This is a genomic window from Candidatus Enterococcus courvalinii, from assembly GCF_017315945.1.
Classification (GTDB): Bacteria; Bacillota; Bacilli; order Lactobacillales; family Enterococcaceae; genus Enterococcus_B; species Enterococcus_B courvalinii.
In genome coordinates, this window is sequence record NZ_JAFLWI010000024.1 from 1 (window position 1) to 16713 (window position 16713).

Annotated in this window: 13 protein-coding genes; 11 read left to right on the forward strand and 2 right to left on the reverse strand. The window is 36.4% G+C overall.

Annotated features, from left to right (window positions below; translation table 11 throughout):
- The 4 genes from JZO71_RS11890 to JZO71_RS11905 all read left to right on the forward strand — a co-directional run.
- A partial coding sequence (locus JZO71_RS11890) for a hypothetical protein (RefSeq protein WP_206899927.1) occupies nt 1–1284 on the forward strand: 1284 nt, incomplete at its 5' end.
- Nucleotides 1285–1620: 336 nt separating this feature from the next.
- Nucleotides 1621–2940, forward strand: coding sequence for a glycosyltransferase family 2 protein (locus tag JZO71_RS11895; protein WP_206899930.1), 1320 nt, complete (start codon nt 1621–1623; stop codon nt 2938–2940).
- A gap of 85 nt (nt 2941–3025) precedes the next feature.
- On the forward strand, nt 3026–4138 hold the full coding sequence (gene wecB / locus JZO71_RS11900; protein WP_277988618.1) for a non-hydrolyzing UDP-N-acetylglucosamine 2-epimerase: 1113 nt from the start codon (nt 3026–3028) through the stop codon (nt 4136–4138).
- Nucleotides 4139–4177: 39 nt separating this feature from the next.
- Nucleotides 4178–5680, forward strand: a complete 1503-nt coding sequence (locus tag JZO71_RS11905) for a helix-turn-helix domain-containing protein (protein ID WP_206899934.1) — start codon at nt 4178–4180, stop codon at nt 5678–5680.
- 62 nt (nt 5681–5742) lie between these two features.
- On the opposite strand, the gene nrdG is transcribed toward JZO71_RS11905, so the two are convergent.
- Both nrdG and nrdD read right to left on the reverse strand, forming a co-directional pair.
- The gene (gene nrdG / locus JZO71_RS11910) at nt 5743–6345 is read right to left on the reverse strand and encodes an anaerobic ribonucleoside-triphosphate reductase activating protein (protein WP_206899936.1); all 603 of its coding nucleotides are present in this window, start codon (nt 6343–6345) and stop codon (nt 5743–5745) included.
- 147 nt (nt 6346–6492) lie between these two features.
- Complete coding sequence (nrdD, locus tag JZO71_RS11915; protein WP_206899937.1) at nt 6493–8676, reverse strand: anaerobic ribonucleoside-triphosphate reductase; 2184 nt, start codon at nt 8674–8676, stop codon at nt 6493–6495.
- 295 nt (nt 8677–8971) lie between these two features.
- Here nrdD and JZO71_RS11920 point away from each other — a divergent pair, with 295 nt between their 5' ends.
- From JZO71_RS11920 to dltD, 7 genes are all read left to right on the forward strand, one after another.
- Nucleotides 8972–9739, forward strand: coding sequence for an ABC transporter ATP-binding protein (locus JZO71_RS11920; protein ID WP_206899939.1), 768 nt, complete (start codon nt 8972–8974; stop codon nt 9737–9739).
- Complete coding sequence (locus tag JZO71_RS11925) at nt 9729–11813, forward strand: ABC transporter permease (protein ID WP_206899941.1); 2085 nt, start codon at nt 9729–9731, stop codon at nt 11811–11813. Before JZO71_RS11920 ends, JZO71_RS11925 begins: the two co-directional genes overlap by 11 nt.
- Before the next feature lie 318 nt (nt 11814–12131).
- Nucleotides 12132–12281 (forward strand): teichoic acid D-Ala incorporation-associated protein DltX, encoded by a 150-nt coding sequence (locus JZO71_RS11930; RefSeq protein WP_067480430.1) that lies wholly within the window; start codon nt 12132–12134, stop codon nt 12279–12281.
- Between the two features lie 10 nt (nt 12282–12291).
- Complete coding sequence (gene dltA / locus JZO71_RS11935) at nt 12292–13806, forward strand: D-alanine--poly(phosphoribitol) ligase subunit DltA (RefSeq protein ID WP_206899943.1); 1515 nt, start codon at nt 12292–12294, stop codon at nt 13804–13806.
- Nucleotides 13803–15008 carry a D-alanyl-lipoteichoic acid biosynthesis protein DltB gene (dltB, locus tag JZO71_RS11940; RefSeq protein WP_206899945.1) on the forward strand — a complete coding sequence of 402 codons (1206 nt, stop codon included), beginning with the start codon at nt 13803–13805 and terminating at the stop codon, nt 15006–15008. Before dltA ends, dltB begins: the two co-directional genes overlap by 4 nt.
- A 50-nt stretch (nt 15009–15058) precedes the next feature.
- Entirely contained in the window at nt 15059–15292 is a 234-nt protein-coding gene (gene dltC / locus JZO71_RS11945) for a D-alanine--poly(phosphoribitol) ligase subunit DltC (protein WP_206899946.1), read from the forward strand.
- A 2-nt stretch (nt 15293–15294) separates the two neighbouring features.
- Entirely contained in the window at nt 15295–16554 is a 1260-nt protein-coding gene (gene dltD, locus JZO71_RS11950; RefSeq protein WP_206899948.1) for a D-alanyl-lipoteichoic acid biosynthesis protein DltD, read from the forward strand.
- Nucleotides 16555–16713: the final 159 nt, after the last annotated feature.

Below are 16713 nucleotides of genomic sequence, written 5' to 3' on the forward strand. Positions count from 1 at the left end.
GACGGTCGCACATATGAACTAAAAGCGACACTGAACGACAAAGAAGTCGGCACAAGCAAAGTTGAAGCAGGGAAAGAATTCAGTATGGACTTACCTGAACGGACAACGCTAAAAGAAGGTGACAAAGTAGCAGTGTCAGAGGTGTATCAACAAGCAGGTAAAGAAGACAAAGTCAGTGAACAAGCAAAACAAGTTGTAGTTGACGGAACCAACTGGTCAGACTGGCAAGTCAATGGCCCAACGTTAAACGAAGTCAAAACAACAGATACACAATTGACAGGAAATGTGAACGAACAAGATGTTGAAGCCGGTCGCACATATGAACTAAAAGCGACACTGAACGACAAAGAAATCGGCACAATCAAAGTTGAAGCAGGGAAAGAATTCAGTATGGATTTACCTGAAGGGACAACGCTAAAAGAAGGTGACAAAGTAGCAGTTCAAGTGATTGGTCATCAAGTAGGTAAAGAAGACAAAGTCAGTGAACAAGCGGAACAAATCGTTACAGCGGTTAAACATCAAACAGTTTCTGAGTTTGATAAGGGGTATTGGAGAAATTATGGCTTAGTCTTTGAAGGAAAAATTGAAAATGAAGACTGGGATTTATCTGATGCTTCTCGTATTCAAAAACAAGGATTGATTTATGATGAATCAGGCAAAATCATCAAAGAAATGCCAGCAGCAAACCATAACTGGTATGATTCAGAGAAATTCAATGGCTACCAAGTGATTGTTGACAATGATTTATTAGGTGAGTTAGCAGTCGGAAATTATACGATTGGCATGCGTGTGACAATTGATGGAGAAATTGTGGATGAACTACCATTACAAATCAAGCAACAAATGACAAGAATGGGGCCAATTCATAATGAGTATAACGATTTAGAAGAAGTAACACTGAAACAAAATAGAATCAAGCCAGGCGTCATCAATAATGCACCAGGATTCAACGTTTCGAAATTAAATGAAACAGAAGAAGTTCATTTGTTTAATAAATATTGGAACGATGAAGATCAATTAGTTTTTGATGGCTACTTCACTAATGTTGAACAAAAAGGAACAACGAAAAAACTACGAATCACAGATAAAAACGGTCAGGAAGTTTATCAAAAAGAAGAGTTAAAAGCAGCGCCAGATTCATGGGGAATCCCAACGGGTGTGGATGACAATGACACATTCCAAGCGATTATTCCAATCGAATTTCGTGACCAAGGACAATATGACTATGCGATTTGTTTAGTTACAGAAGATGGAACAGAAATTTACACACATCTATTAGATTAAAACTGTGAATAAGATAGAGTAGCATGAGCAAAGTCAGTTAGAAGTAAGCCGAACGATTCAAAAGGAATCCCCTATTTTTGAATTTGTTCGGTCTATTTCTTGCTGGAATAATACTCGCTATGCATGGCCAATCAGAATTATGCAATGAATGTATCGCTAAAAATGATAAATAAGAATTAAAAGAGCTGCCTTCTTGTACCGATAACCAAGCGGAAGTTGGATAGCTACCAGCAAGTGTTAAGAAGTCAGACCAGTATGAAAAGCTCATGTGATTCGCAGAGTTGCGACAAGACGTTTGTCACAACTCTTTTTCTATGAAAAGAAAGAGGAGAAAGAATGTTTAATTTACCAAACTATGTATTTTTACCAATGAAATGGCTCGCAATTTGTATGGTCATCATTGTTTTTGCTAACTTGATCTATTTTACAACGTTATCGATTTTTGGCTTAAGAAAACCAAAACGTGATTATAAAATGGTGCCTGATCAAAAGAAATTTGTTTTTGTTGTACCTGCTCATAACGAAGAAGCAGTAATCGGCCCCACAATCAAAAGTCTAGTGAATCAAAATTACGATCCAGATTTATTTGATATTGTGGTCATTGCAGACAATTGTACGGATCGAACAATTGATGTTATCCACTCTTACCCACGTGCAACTGCTTTTGAAAATGTTTCTGGACCAGAAGATCCACGTGGGAAGCCACATGCAATTGCTAGATATGTCGAAACAAATCATTGGAAAAATTATGATTATATTGCATTTATTGACGCAGATAATATTGTTGATGCCAATTATTTAAGAGAAATGAATGCTCAAGTTATTACTCATCCAGAACTAACAGTGGTTCAAGGTTACTTAGGAATTAAAAATGTTCGCTCTTCCATCACGGCTTCTGGTTATGCTGCTGTTTACTTTATTACCAACCGTGCTGTTCAAGCAGCGAATTATTTACTAGGTTGGAATGCAGCGATTGGTGGAACAGGTTTCATTCTTGATACGAATTACTTAGCAGAACATGGCTGGAACCCACGCAGTTATACAGAAGATTTTGAATTACAAGTGGAACTTTCCATTGCCGGAAAACGCAGTGGCTGGAATCATTTTGCGGTGGTTCATGATGAGAAACCAGATTCCCTGATTGCTAGTCATAATCAACGTACACGGTGGGCACAAGGCCATTGGTATGTTGCTTTCACAACAACTTGGCGCCAAATTCTTTCATTATTTAAATCAAAAAGCATAACAGAATTCTTAAGTAAAGTTGAAACACTTTTTTATTCGTATTCAATGGTCAGACCGGTAGCAATGCTAGGTATTTTATTGTTAAGTTTGATTGACAAAAGAATTTTTGATTATTTACCAAATTTGTTCTCCTTATTGACATTTTGGGTAGGAATTGAGGTATTGAACTTCTTGATTATCCCAATTGTATACTTTTCGCAAGAAGCAAAAGAATATTTTGCGGATGAAAAAGGAATTATCAGAAAGCTAATCTTTTTTATTCGGCTCGTCATTGCATTTATTTACAATTCAATTACTTATATGGCTGCCCAGCTAGTTGGTTTTTGTACTTGGTTCAAACCACAAAATAAATGGAATAAAACCGTTCACAAGGCGACATTTGATCGAAATGAAGAGGAGGTACCAGAGTGAAAAAGAAATGCCTGAAGAATTTAGAATTCATTGTAGTAGTTGTACTATTATTAAGCTTTTTTTATTTATCCATTTAGAGAGGAACTTGAAGTTGATTAAAATCATGACAATCTTTGGCACACGCCCTGAAGCAATCAAAATGTTGCCAATTGTAAAAGAAATTGAAAAGCAATCACATAAAATAAAAGGAATCACAGTCGTTACGGGCCAACATCGGGAAATGTTAGACCAAGTTCTAGCTGTTTTTCAGGTAACGCCTGACTATGATTTAGCACTAATGAATCAAAATCAGACCTTGACAGGACTAACTACTGGTATCTTGTCTGAATTAGACAGTATACTGATGATAGAAAAACCGGATATTATTTTAGTTCACGGTGATACGACAACTACGTTTGCTGCAAGTTTAGCTGCTTTTTATCATCGAATCCCGATTGGGCACGTCGAAGCAGGTTTGCGAACTTGGGATAAGTATAGTCCGTTTCCGGAAGAAATGAATCGTCAATTGACAGATGTCTTAACTGATTTTTATTTTGCACCTACTGAGGTAAGTAAAGAAAACTTATTAAAGGAAAATCATCGAGCAGACCGAATTTTTATTACAGGAAATACGGTGATCGATGCGTTGCAGTATTCAATTACACCAGACTTCAATCATGACATTCTAACAAAGATGGATCCCAAAAATAAATTGATTTTACTTACGATGCATCGTAGAGAAAACCAAGGGGAACCAATGGAAAATGTGTTTCAGGCCATCAAGCAATTAGTCCAACGTCAACCAGATGTCGAAGTCGTTTTTCCTGTTCATCTTAGTCCCACGGTGCAAGCCATTGCTAAAAAACATTTAGCTGATGTGGCGCGTGTTCACTTAGTAGAACCCTTAAGTATGGTGGATTTTCATAATTTAGCTGCTCGAAGCTACTTGATCTTAAGCGATTCAGGTGGCGTCCAAGAAGAAGCGCCTTCATTACACAAACCTGTTTTAGTTTTACGTCAAGAAACGGAAAGACCTGAAGGGGTGCAAGCTGGCACATTAAAAATTATTGGTACTGAAACGAAAAATGTTTTGACAGAAATTGAAAAGCTGCTTTTAGATTCAAACGCATATCAAAAAATGGCGACGGCTAAAAATCCGTATGGTGATGGTCGTTCATCTGCCCGAATTTTAAGCATTATTGAGCAATACCTTACTTGATGCAATAGTTAAATAAAACTATACATGGAGGAGATAGGCATGCATGAGTTTTTTTTGAGTAAAAAAAATGAAGGAAAATTAGCTATTTATAAGTTTTTGCTTTTTTCTAAAGTGGGCCGAACAGAAGACGAAATTATGAATGAGTTTCAGCTGAATAAAACCACACTTAAACGGTACATGAACGAATTGGAAATTGATTTAAAAACGGTTTTTCAGTTGGGGGTGATGATTCAGTATAATTCATTTGGTAATCTGGCTATCATGCGCTTGCCAGAATATACGATTGGTTACACGATTGATCAGTTACGAATTCTTTATATAAAAGAAAGTTCACTTTTCCAAGTGTTAACTGCTCTTTTTTCTAAAAGTTATGTATCTGTTGAGCAGTTAGCCTTAGATTTGAATCTTAGTACGCCACATGTGTACAAAAGTTTAGCCATGATTAAAACGATTTTGAAGAAATTTGGTGGAACAATCTATTTAAGCGAATTTGGCAACTTAGAAGGTAGTGAGTTGGGTATTCGCTTTTTTTCATTTTTGATTTATTGGAATGTATTTAAAACGAGTACAATGAATCCTTTTTCAACTCGAATGATTCCTGAATTTTTAGAAATTGATTTTTTGAAAGAAAAGATGGAAATTGAAAAAAATTTAAGTATCTCACAAGAAATGAAAATCAGAATGTTACATGGCATTACTTGTTTTCGTTTAGCAAATCGAAAGAAGGAGATCGACCCAACAGAAGAATGTTTGACTGATATTCAGTTTTTTTACCGTGGTAAAAATAGTTTGAACTTGACGGATTTCCGAGTAGATCAAGAGGTCTTGATCAAAGAGTCAATGATTTTGAGTTTCTTTATCCGTGGCTTAACTTTTGATATCGATACACCAGAGATGAGAAGAGAGATTGTTGAATCCTATCAAAAATCAGATTTACCGATTGCTCGACTGACAGAACACTTATTGAGTGATTTTCAACAACAGTTTCAATTTAACTATGTAGAGGGCAATTATTATGAATCTTATTACTTATTATTGTTCTTTCTGCTTTATTGTAAACATATTCATTTAGAAGTGGATGAATACTTTGAAAATCCTATTCAAAAAAATGAACAGATAGTCAAAGATAACCCTAATTTCATTCTTTTAAATCAAAAACTTACGCATTTTATTGCCGCCTATGAAGAATTATCTGAGCTGTCGAAGTTGGCTAAAACCCAATTAGCTCATTTGCTCTTTTTTATTTTCGATCTCAATACAGCACCACCAAAAGTGAAAGTGTTTGTGATGAATAATGGAGCAATCGGCAATGGCTATTTGATTAAGAATGGTATCCAAGAAGTCTTTCATCCAGAAATTTTACAGATTGTTGAAGATCCGGAAGTGGCAGATTTGATTATTTCTGATGTCTATGAAGGTGCAGAAGTAAAAGTAGAACGATTTTACTTTAATAATATTTATGATGAAAAAAATTGGGAAAGGTTGATCCAGTACCTCTCAAGATTTATTTTTAAGAAAACTTTTTTTAAAGATTCAATTTAGGAAAACAAACACCCGCTACCAGAATTGACTGAATGATCAATTTTGGTAGCGGGTGTTCTTTTTTAGATTAGGTCTTGTTTTTTGATTTGTTCGTATGTTTGCGTAGCGTCGAAACATTTTTCCCAGATAACGACTTTATTCTGTGCTAAAGATTTTTGAACATCGACAATTCGCTGGTTACTGCTTCCACGAAATTGTAGCTTCAAGTCACGTTTGGAAAGATCGAAACGACCATCGACTAAGATATCGATTTCTGCTAATAAAGCTAACTTGTCTTCAGAGTCTTGTAACAATTCATCAAACGTATAACCAGTCCATGACCAGATATCTTTGGTATGTCCAAACTCTTGACGGATTCGACGAACAACTTGCAAACAAACATCCGTATTCAAAAAGGGTTCACCACCAAGTAGGGTCAAACCTTGAACATAATCATGGCGCAGATCTTCGATTATTTGTTCTTCTAGCTCTTGAGTGAATGGTTTTCCATAGCGAAAATTTTGAGCTGCTTTATTGAAACAACCTTCGCAAGCAAACAGGCAACCACTGACGTACAAACTATTGCGGACACCCTCACCATCGACAAAATTAAATGCTTTATAGTCAGCAATATAATTTTGACTGTATTCCTCAGCTAACCATTCTTTTGGTTTTGGATTTCTCATCAAAACACTTCTTTCTATAGTGTAAGTTCTTGCAATCTAGCTAACAAAGCAATCTAAGTGTTAGTAGAAAAGTGCTTATCAAAAAAGTTGTGACAAAAAGTAATTTGACTTTTATCACAACTTTCAGTTTTACAATAAGGTAGTGGATTACTTCATGTGTTTTACACGAGAAGAAATTTCTTTATGACGTCCATGAACCATTGGGCGAGCTTGAGGATTACCTAAATAACCACAAGTCCGTTTCACCACGTCACAAGTTTTTGGATCATGATTACCACATTCAGGACATTCAAAGCCACGTTCTGTTGGGGTGAAATCACCTTCAAAACCACATTCATAGCAATGATCGATTGGTGTATTTGTTCCAAGATAGCCAACTTTGTCGTAAGCAAAATCCCAAACAGCTTCCAATGCTTTTGGATTCTGTTGTAACATTGGATACTCACAGTAATGGATGAACCCACCAGAACAATATTGTGGATAATCTTTTTCAAAATCAAGTTTTTCAAAAGGTGTTGGATTTTTGCGAACATCATAATGGAAACTATTTGTGTAATACTCTTTATCTGTAATATTATCGACGAGACCAAATTTCTCAGTATCTAAACGACAGAAACGATCGGTCAAACTTTCACTTGGTGTTGAATAGACACTAAAATGATAGCCATATTCATCGCCCCAATGATCTGCATTGGCTTTTAATTTTTTAAGAATAGCTAAGGTAAATTCTTTTGCTTCCGGATCTGATTCCCATTCACCACCATAAAAAGCAGAGGCTACTTCATATAATCCAATGTAACCAAGGGAAACAGTTGCTCGACGATTTTTAAAGAGTTCATCAACGGCATCTGTACGTGAAAGACGTTTACCAAAAGCCCCGTACATATATAAAATTGGTGCATTTGCAGGGATAGCTTCTTTACAACGTTCGACACGATAAACCAAAGCATCCTTCATGATTTCAAGACGATCAGCTAGTAGTTGCCAAAACTTTTCTTGACTTCCTTTTGCTTCCATTGCAATTCGAGGTAAGTTAAGCGTGACAACACCTAGATTCATGCGTCCCACATTGATTTCTGTTCCATTTTCGTCTTTCCATCCTTGTAAGAATGAACGACAACCCATTGGGACTTTAAAACTACCTGTTAGTTCAACGATTTTGTCATAATTTAAAATATCTGGGTACATCCGTTTGGTTGCACATTCCAAAGCTAATTCTTTAATATCGTAGTTTGGATCCGTTGGGGCAAGATTTACGCCAGCTTTGAGTGTAAAAATGAGTTTCGGAAAAATGGCTGTTCGCTTTTCGCTTCCAAGTCCATTGATTCGAATTTGTAAAATGGCTTTTTGAATTTCACGTTCAAACCAATTTTCACCAAGTCCAAAGCCAAGAGAGGTGAAAGGTGTTTGTCCGTTAGAGGTAAACAAAGTATTGATTTCGTATTCTAAACTTTGCATCGCATCAAAAATATCTTTTTTTGTTTTTGCTTTGGCGTAAGCTTCTTGTCGCTCCGTTGTTTCGACCCATTCTTGTGCATCTTTTAAATGCTTTTGGTAATTTAATTCAGCAAATGGCGCAAGTAGTTCATCCGTCCGGTCAGCCGAACAACCACCATACTGACTAGAGGCTACATTTGCGATGATTTGTGAGATTTGGGCAGTTGCTGTTTGAATCGATTTTGGTGATTCAACTTCAGCATTCCCAATTTTAAACCCATTATTTAACATGCCTTTAAAATCAATCAAACAACAATTGGTCATTGGTGTATATGGGTGATAGTCCAAATCATGATAATGGATATCGCCTTTTTGATGAGCATTGGCAATATGAGGAGGTAACATCTTCAAACCAATTGACTTACCAACGATTCCAGCAGTCAGATCACGTTGCGTATTAAAAACATTACTGTCTTTATTCGCATTTTCGTTGACAACTGTTTGATCCTTGTTGATCAATTTTTCAATGGAAAAGTTGATATCAGTTGCTTTGCTACGTTCAAAATCACGTCGTGTACGATAGTGGATATATTCTTCAGCAAGTTCATATTCATTTTTTTCAAGTAGAATGTGTTCAACGATATTTTGAACTTCATAGATTTTGACATTTTCAACAAAACGGCTGTTGATTTCAGCAACGACTAAGTCAACGATTGACTGAATTCGTTCATAGGCAAGGGGAGACAAAGAGCCATGAATTTTCTTTTCAGCTTTGACTAATGCTTCATTGATTTTTTGTTCATCAAAATCGACGTGACGACCATCACGTTTGATGATTTTGATTGTGGGCGTTTGTACTTCGTTGGCTGGAATTTCTTTATAGTTTAGCTTCATCTTCTCAACTCCTACTAAATTCTTCTTGTCTATCATAAAACAAATTAGTAAAACGGGCAACTATATGTAGGGGGTTATTTGATGTATAAATAAGTGAATATACCATATATGGTGTATATTCCTTTGTGAAAAAAAGTGAAAACGTGCAAACACAGGATTTATAAAATGAATAAAAAAATCAAAAAAAACATTTTTTTTGCTCAAAGTGACAAAAACTAAAGAGAAAAAAACAAAAGACTATGCTACGATGCAAGTATAATAAAAGTAGCGAGGAATATTTTAGGAGGGCAAACACATGGAACGAATGATTGAGGTGAAACATCTCAGTAAAATTTATGGAAATAAATTAGCGCCCGTCAAAGTACTAGACAATCTTTCTTTCACTGTGGACGAAGGAGAATTCGTAGGAATTATGGGTCCAAGTGGTGCAGGGAAAACAACTTTGATGAATATCTTATCAACAATCAGTTTGCCGACTATGGGAAGTGTCACGATTGAAGGAAAAGAAATCACTAAAATGAAGAGTAGTCAGCTTAGTGATTTTAGACGAAAGCAATTAGGTTTTATTTTTCAGGAGTTTAACCTAGTTGATACTTTAAATGCCAAAGATAATATTTTATTGCCGTTAGCAGTGGAACGGATGTCAAAAGAAGAAATGGAGCGACGTGTCTTACATGTTGCACAACTGCTCGACATTGAAGAAATCATGAAACGCTATCCAGATGAATTATCGGTCGGACAACGTCAACGAATTGCGGCGGCGCGTGCCTTAGTTGTTCACCCAAAAGTTATTTTTGCAGATGAACCGACAGGCTCACTTGATTCAAAGTCAGCAACAGAATTATTAAATTATTTAACATTGATGAATCAAAAAGAAAAAGCAACAGTATTGATGGTAACCCATGATCCTTATACCGCAAGTTATTGTAATCGCATTTTATTTATTAAAGATGGCGTGATTTTTTCTGAAGTTGTTCGTCGCGGCTCGCGAAGTGAATTTTTTGAAAAAGTAATTGATATGCAAGCGACAATCGGGGGAGGTGGCAAGATCAATGCTTTATAAGTTGGCTGCCAGAAGTTTACTTAGACAGTCGCGGGGGTACTTGATTTATTTTTTTAGTTTGACCTTTTCAGTCATGATTTACTATTCTTTTAATTCGATGACGTACGACCAATCGTTAGTTCGCCGTGCGAGTCAAGACGGATCGATTGATGGCGCGCTCGATTTCGGAACGTTTATGATTACGTTGGTGTTACTATTTTTTGTTTTTAGTGCGAATCGTTTTTTTCTAAATCGTCGTGAAAAAGAAATTGGCATCTATCAATTGTTTGGGGTAAGCAAATTTCAAATTTCTTCAATCTATATGATTGAGACGATGGTGATTGGTTTATTCTCTTGTGTGACAGGCATTTTGTTAGGGATTGTTTTTTCAAAACTTTTCCAAATGATTTTAGTCCGAATGATGCGAATGCAAATTGATAGTCCATTTTTTGTTTCTTGGACATCCATCGTTGATACATTGGTTGCATTTTTCTTGATTATCTTAATCGTATCGGTGCATTCTACTTGGAAAATTTGGCGTTACCCAATGATTCAAAGTTTTGGGAATACAGAACGAGTAGTTAGTAAAAAAATGCGTTTACGAACCAGACATCGTTTGCTGGGCATTATCGGATTATTTCTACTGACAAGCGGTTATTTTGGCGCAATTCATTTTCGCGAGTATTTAACGTGGTTAGTAGAAAATGATGCGCAAGTTGGCTTGATTTTTAGTTACCCATTTTTAATTTTTATATTATGTGTGATTGGTACGTATCTGTTTTTCTGCTTTTCTTTACGTTTCTTACTGAATAGTTTGAGCAAATGGAGGGTTGGTTACCGTGGGATCAATTTGTTGATGATCGGCAATACACAGATTCATTTGATGAAGGGTTGGCGAACGAGTTCCTTGATTACGTTGATCTTAGGCGTTTCTTTAGCAACTATTGGTGGTGTAACTTCTTTAGCTACCTTGGTTATTCATACAACGGATATTGAGAACGCAACGGATTATCAATTGGACGCTCAGACAGCTGAGTTTATTGCACCGATTCTGGCCAAAGAAAAACAAAAAATTACCCAAGAAATGGTCTTGAACTATAAAGTAGTTGGAAGTGTACATGATTTTCGTTTGGGACAAGTAGAAGACGGGCAAGAGTTTCAATTGGTGAATTTAATTACAGAAAAAGAATATCAAGACTTCCGAAAAATGAATCCTCGATTACCAAAAATCCAGTTGAAGTCGGATAAGCTCACGGTATTGTTGGATGAAGTCCAGTCTTTAGTGAGAAATTTCTCGATTTACGGGAAAAGAATCTACCTACCAAATCAAACGGCTTTGAAAATCCAATCGATTCATCCGGACATGCTAGGTGAAAGCATGATGCGTTATAGTGGTCCAACGTTAATTGTCAGTGAAAAAATTTATGAAGCAACACAAGGAGCAGCGTATCAAGTTGTTCATTGGAATGTAACTGGCGGAAATAATGAAGCAATCAATGAGATTTTGGATCGGAAAGTTGAAATTAATTGGAATCATTCTGTTGAGTATCAATATGAGATTGATCAGCAAAAATTGTCTGGAGAAATCGTTGCAAAAACGACAGAAGATGATGAGGGATTTGAAGATAGTTCCACGGAAGATTTTGCTGATACGAGTAAAGAATCAGGGCAGTCTGTACGCTTGAATTTTACAGCAAGGTATCCACAGATGCGTTCGGTTTATCGTCAAACGGGCAGTTACACGTTTGTTTCGTTATTTGTTGGGATGATTGTTGTCATTACGACTGGTAGTATCTTAATGGTTCGTCAGTTAGCAGAAGCCGAGGAAGAAAAAGGTAATTATCATTTACTTACGAAACTAGGTATTCCACAAAAAAGAGTAAGTTTGATGATTTATGGTCAAAATGCGATTACTTTTTTCCCGTCAATGATCTTAGGTATTTTACATGCTGTTTTTGCAATCAATGTCTTCACTCAATACATTAAGACAGCTGACTACTGGCTGGCTTACCTCGTTTGTGGACTACTAGTAGTCGTCTATGTGTTGCTTTATGTGATTACTTGTCGTTGGTACTATCGAATTATCAAAGAATAAAATAAAACGAAACCCACAACACTTTTATCGATGGATGGTCGGTAGGAGTGTTGTTTTTTTGCGACTGAACAGGACAAGGGAGAGGCGGAAAGATTGCACGAAGAATTACTAAAAATAGTTTGGAAAAAAGTTTAAATTTTTTTGAAGTAATTAGAAAAAATTCTGTCAATTTCTAGTTATTTTTTTGTTCAGAATCCTTATTCCTTAACCTTGTGACAAAAGTGTTAGCCTGAAATCGCTTATCGTAAGCTGGATAGATGTTCCCTTAGACGAAAAATCGTTAAAATTTCTGTAGAAGTTTGATATGGAGGTGTTTTGATGAAGAAGTGGTGGGCACAACCTCAAGTTAATTATTGGGGGAAATTTTTCATTCGCACCCTTTTTTATAGTTTGATATTCCTTGCATTGATTTATTTGTATCACTATAAAAATATCCAAGGAGGATCCTTTATCTACAATGAGTTTTAGGAGGGACATCATGAAATTTAGCACAATCATTGAAGCAATCGATCGCTGGGGCATAACTGAGCCTGAACGCGTGGTTTACCGCACGGCAAATGAAGAGTACACATATGGAAAATTGAAAGCAGCATCTGATGCTTTTGCACATTATTTGGAAGTCAATGTAGAGGATACGAAACCAATCGTCGTATTTGGTAATTTAGAATTTGAAATGCTGGTTGCTTTTTTAGGAGCTGTCAAAGCAGGACATGCTTATTTGCCAATTGAAGAGCAAACACCCCAAGAGCGAGTCGAAGCTATTTTAACGGTGGCGCAACCAACTTTGGTTGTAAGCTTAGGTGAGTGGCCAGAAGCGTTGAACCAACAGCCCGTTTTAACAAAAAAAGAATTTGTTTCTATCGTTGGAGAAAAAGTTTCATTTCATCCTAGTCATCCAGTAGAAATGACGGAAAACTTTTATATTATTTTTACTTCGGGAACAACGGGACAGCCAAAAGGTGTTCAAATCAGTCACGATAATTTAAAAAGTTTTGTGGAATGGACATTAACTGATTTTACTATCCAGCCTGGGATGCGTTTTTTAGCGCAAGCACCCTTTTCATTTGATTTATCAGTCTTCTCCATTTACCCAGCATTGGTTTCTGGCGGAATACTTGTTCCATTGGCAAAAGCAATCATTCAAGATTTTAAGCAATTATTTCAGACTTTACCAAAGTTAAAATTGGAAACATGGGTTTCGACACCGTCCTTTATGGATATTTGTTTGATGGAACCACAATTTGATGAACAGCATGTTCCTGAGTTACAGCAATTTATTTTTTGTGGAGAAGAGCTGACGAAAAAAACGGCCCAAGAGTTATTGAAACGATTCCCAAGTGCAGCAATTTACAACACTTATGGTCCAACTGAAGCTACAGTTGCGATTTCCAGTGTTCAAGTTACGCAAACGGTATTAGATGCGTATGAACGGATTCCAATTGGGAAAGTGAAATCAGATACAAAAGTTACGATTTTTGCAGAAGATCAGCCTTGTGCAGTTGGTGAAACAGGTGAAATCATTATTTCAGGGCCGAGCGTTTCAAAAGGTTATTTGAATAATCCAGAAAAAACGGAAGCAGCATTCTTTGAATATGAAAATCAGGCAAGCTACCGAACAGGTGATGCAGGAAGTCTGACTGCAGATGGCATGCTTTTGTATGAAGGTCGTTTGGATTTTCAAGTTAAGTTACATGGTTATCGAATTGAACTTGGCGACATCGAACATTATTTAGGGATGAATCCAAATGTTAAACAAGCAGTAGTTGTACCTAAATATCAAGGAGTCAAGGTTCAGCAATTGGTAGCGTTCATCGTTTTAGAGAAAGAAATCGAGCCATCGTTTCAGTTAACGAAAGCAATCAAACAAGCGTTAGGCCAATCGGTGATGGAGTACATGATTCCACAAAGAATCAACTATCTTGAACAATTGCCCCAGACACCAAACGATAAAATCGATCGTAAGAAATTACTTGCTGAGGTGAATCCAACATGACGATCCCTCATATGATTCCTTATGCGCAACCACTCTACTTTTTGCTATTGCTGGTGGCATTAGCACCAATCATTTTTTCTTTGCTCGTGCGGAACAAGCGACTACCGATTTATCAGGCAATTGTCACTTTCTTTTTCTTATTCATTAGTTTTGGTGGGGCAGATTGGCGACAAGGAGTGGCTTTGTTTGGCTATGTTGTCTGGCAAGTCATTTTAGTGTGGCTTTATTTCAACTATCGACAGCAAAAGAATGCAACGGGTTGGTTTTACTTAGCAGTATTTTTGGCAATTGCACCTTTGACGATTACTAAAATCATGCCATTACTGACAGATAAACCAATTTCATTCATCGGATTTTTAGGGATCTCATATCTGACTTTTAAATCTGTTCAGATGATCATGGAGATTCGCGATGGCATGATCAAAGAATATCATCCGCTACGTTATATTCAATTTTTACTTTTTTTTCCAACCATTTCCTCAGGACCAATCGATCGCTATCGTCGGTTTGAAAAGGAAGAATTGCAAGCGCCAAATGCTGAGAAGTATGTTGAGCTGTTGGGGAAAGGTGTCCAAAATATTTTTGTTGGTTTTCTTTACAAATTTATTATTGGGTATTACCTAGGGCAAATCCTAGAACCAGCGTTGAAACATATGGTGATCCATAATGGCGGGATTTCGTGGGCATTACTTGGTTATATGTATGTCTATAGTTTGTACCTGTTCTTTGATTTTGCTGGCTACAGTTTGTTTGCGATTGGTACGAGTTATCTTATGGGATATGAAACACCAATCAACTTTAACAAACCATTTTTATCTTGGAACATCAAAGAGTTTTGGAATCGTTGGCACATGACGTTATCTTTTTGGTTTAGAGATTATATTTATATGCGTCTGATGTTTTTCTTGATGAAGAATAAAGTTTTTAAAAGCAAAATCGTCGCCTCTAATGTCGGATACTTTGTGTTATTTCTAATCATGGGTGTCTGGCATGGGTTAACTTGGTTTTACATTGTTTATGGGATTTATCATGCAACTTTGATTTGCCTGACCGATGCGTGGATTCGTTTCAAACGCAAGCACAAAGGTCAGTTACCTGCAAATAAGTTAACACACGCATTTGCAGTTTTCTTAACATTTCAGGCAATCTGTTTTGGTTTATTGATTTTTTCAGGAATTTTAAATACCTTACTTTTTGCTTGATTTTTGATTCAAAAAAAGAAAATGACATTTATTAAAAGGAGAGAATAGACATGGGAGAACAAATTTTAACAATTTTAACAGACATTACGGGAACAGATGAGGTTCGAAACAACCGCGATATGAATTTATTTGATGAAGGATTACTTGACTCACTTGCAACTGTTCAATTATTAGTAGAATTAGATGGCGAGTTAGGAATTCAAGTACCTGTTTCTGAATTTGAACGTGAAGAGTGGGCGACTCCAAATAAAATTATTGCACAAGCAGAAAACTTAAAGGGTTAATGATGAAAAAGAAACTTTTTGCCATATTTGGACCAGTTGTTTTGGCAATCGGATTATTAGTTTTCTTATTTATTTCGCCCTATCGTGTGAATGTACATGATCCAAAAGTTATTCATGAAGCAGCTAGTTCAATGTCTGGCAATTTGCTGAAGGGGGACGCTATCAAAAACGAAGCGTTAGCCGAAGAAAAATATGTACCCTTTTTTGGTTCAAGTGAATTAAGTCGAATCAGTCCATTTCATCCTAGTGTTTTAGCAAAAAAATATCATCGTGATTACGAGCCTTTTTTATTAGGCGCTCCAGGTACCCAATCATTTAGTCAATTTATGTTGATGCAATCTGCCGGGAGTCATTTGAAAGAGAAGAAAGCAGTTTTTATTATCTCCCCTCAATGGTTTGTTAAGAAGGGTGTAAGTAAAGAGTACTTCAATATGTATTATTCAGAGTTACAAACATATGATTGGCTTTTTGGATTGAAAAAAGTAACCTCGGCTGATCGCTATGTTGCTCGTCGATTGCTGAGCTTTCCTAAAGTAACGGAAAATCAAACGCTGACTGAGCTACTCCAAGAAATCAAAGCAGGTCGGTTACCAACTGAGAAAAGTCGTAAGAAACTTTATCCAGCATGGCAGTTATTGAAAAGAGAAGATGAGTTATTTAGTCAAATTGGCCTAGTAGGAAAACAAAAACGAATTGATCAGGCAACTGGACAATTACCAGAAGTTTATCAAGATGCACAATTGAAAAAACTAGCAAATAAAATTGGGGAAAAATCGACGAACAATAATCCATATGGACTAAAAAATGAATTTTATACACATCGTGTACGTCCAGAAATTGAAAAATTAAAGCAGTCACAGACAAACTGGGATTATCGTTGTTCGCCAGAGTTTTCTGATTTTCAGTTAGTTTTGGAACAATTTGCTAAACAAAAAATGCAAGTGCTGTTTATCATTCCACCAGTGAATGAAAAATGGAGTGATTACACTGGCTTGTCTCAAGAAATGTTGCAACAATTTGCAAAAAAAGTGAAATTCCAATTAACCAGTCAAGGTTTTGGACAAGTTGTTGATCTAACAAAGCAAGCAAATACCCCCTATTTTATGGAAGATACGATTCATTTAGGTTGGCAAGGTTGGCTAGCTGCCGATCAAAAAATTGCACCGTTTTTAGCAGAAAAGCAAGCACCAGTTCATTACAAGTTGGATAATGCTTTTTATAGTAAAGAATGGCAACAAAAAGAACCAGATAAGCTAGACTAATTGGGTTTCATTAGTAAGTCTTTCAAACAGGTTGTTTTGGGAACGCTGTAAATAAGGTTGTGGCACAAAACGTTCAGCTCCGACAAGATAGTGAGCGAGCACTCAAAATAGCTTCCAATATTTTGAAGTGAATGCAAACTATTTTGAGGAGTTGTTTTG

Coding starts and splice junctions, on each gene's coding strand:
- dltC (WP_206899946.1), top strand. CDS start 15,059: ATGGGAGAACAAATTTTAACAATTTTAACAGACATTACGGGAACAGAT.
- nrdG (WP_206899936.1), bottom strand. CDS start 6,345: ATGAGAAATCCAAAACCAAAAGAATGGTTAGCTGAGGAATACAGTCAA.
- JZO71_RS11895 (WP_206899930.1), top strand. CDS start 1,621: ATGTTTAATTTACCAAACTATGTATTTTTACCAATGAAATGGCTCGCA.
- nrdD (WP_206899937.1), bottom strand. CDS start 8,676: ATGAAGCTAAACTATAAAGAAATTCCAGCCAACGAAGTACAAACGCCC.
- JZO71_RS11930 (WP_067480430.1), top strand. CDS start 12,132: ATGAAGAAGTGGTGGGCACAACCTCAAGTTAATTATTGGGGGAAATTT.
- JZO71_RS11920 (WP_206899939.1), top strand. CDS start 8,972: ATGGAACGAATGATTGAGGTGAAACATCTCAGTAAAATTTATGGAAAT.
- dltB (WP_206899945.1), top strand. CDS start 13,803: ATGACGATCCCTCATATGATTCCTTATGCGCAACCACTCTACTTTTTG.
- JZO71_RS11925 (WP_206899941.1), top strand. CDS start 9,729: ATGCTTTATAAGTTGGCTGCCAGAAGTTTACTTAGACAGTCGCGGGGG.
- JZO71_RS11905 (WP_206899934.1), top strand. CDS start 4,178: ATGCATGAGTTTTTTTTGAGTAAAAAAAATGAAGGAAAATTAGCTATT.
- dltA (WP_206899943.1), top strand. CDS start 12,292: ATGAAATTTAGCACAATCATTGAAGCAATCGATCGCTGGGGCATAACT.
- dltD (WP_206899948.1), top strand. CDS start 15,295: ATGAAAAAGAAACTTTTTGCCATATTTGGACCAGTTGTTTTGGCAATC.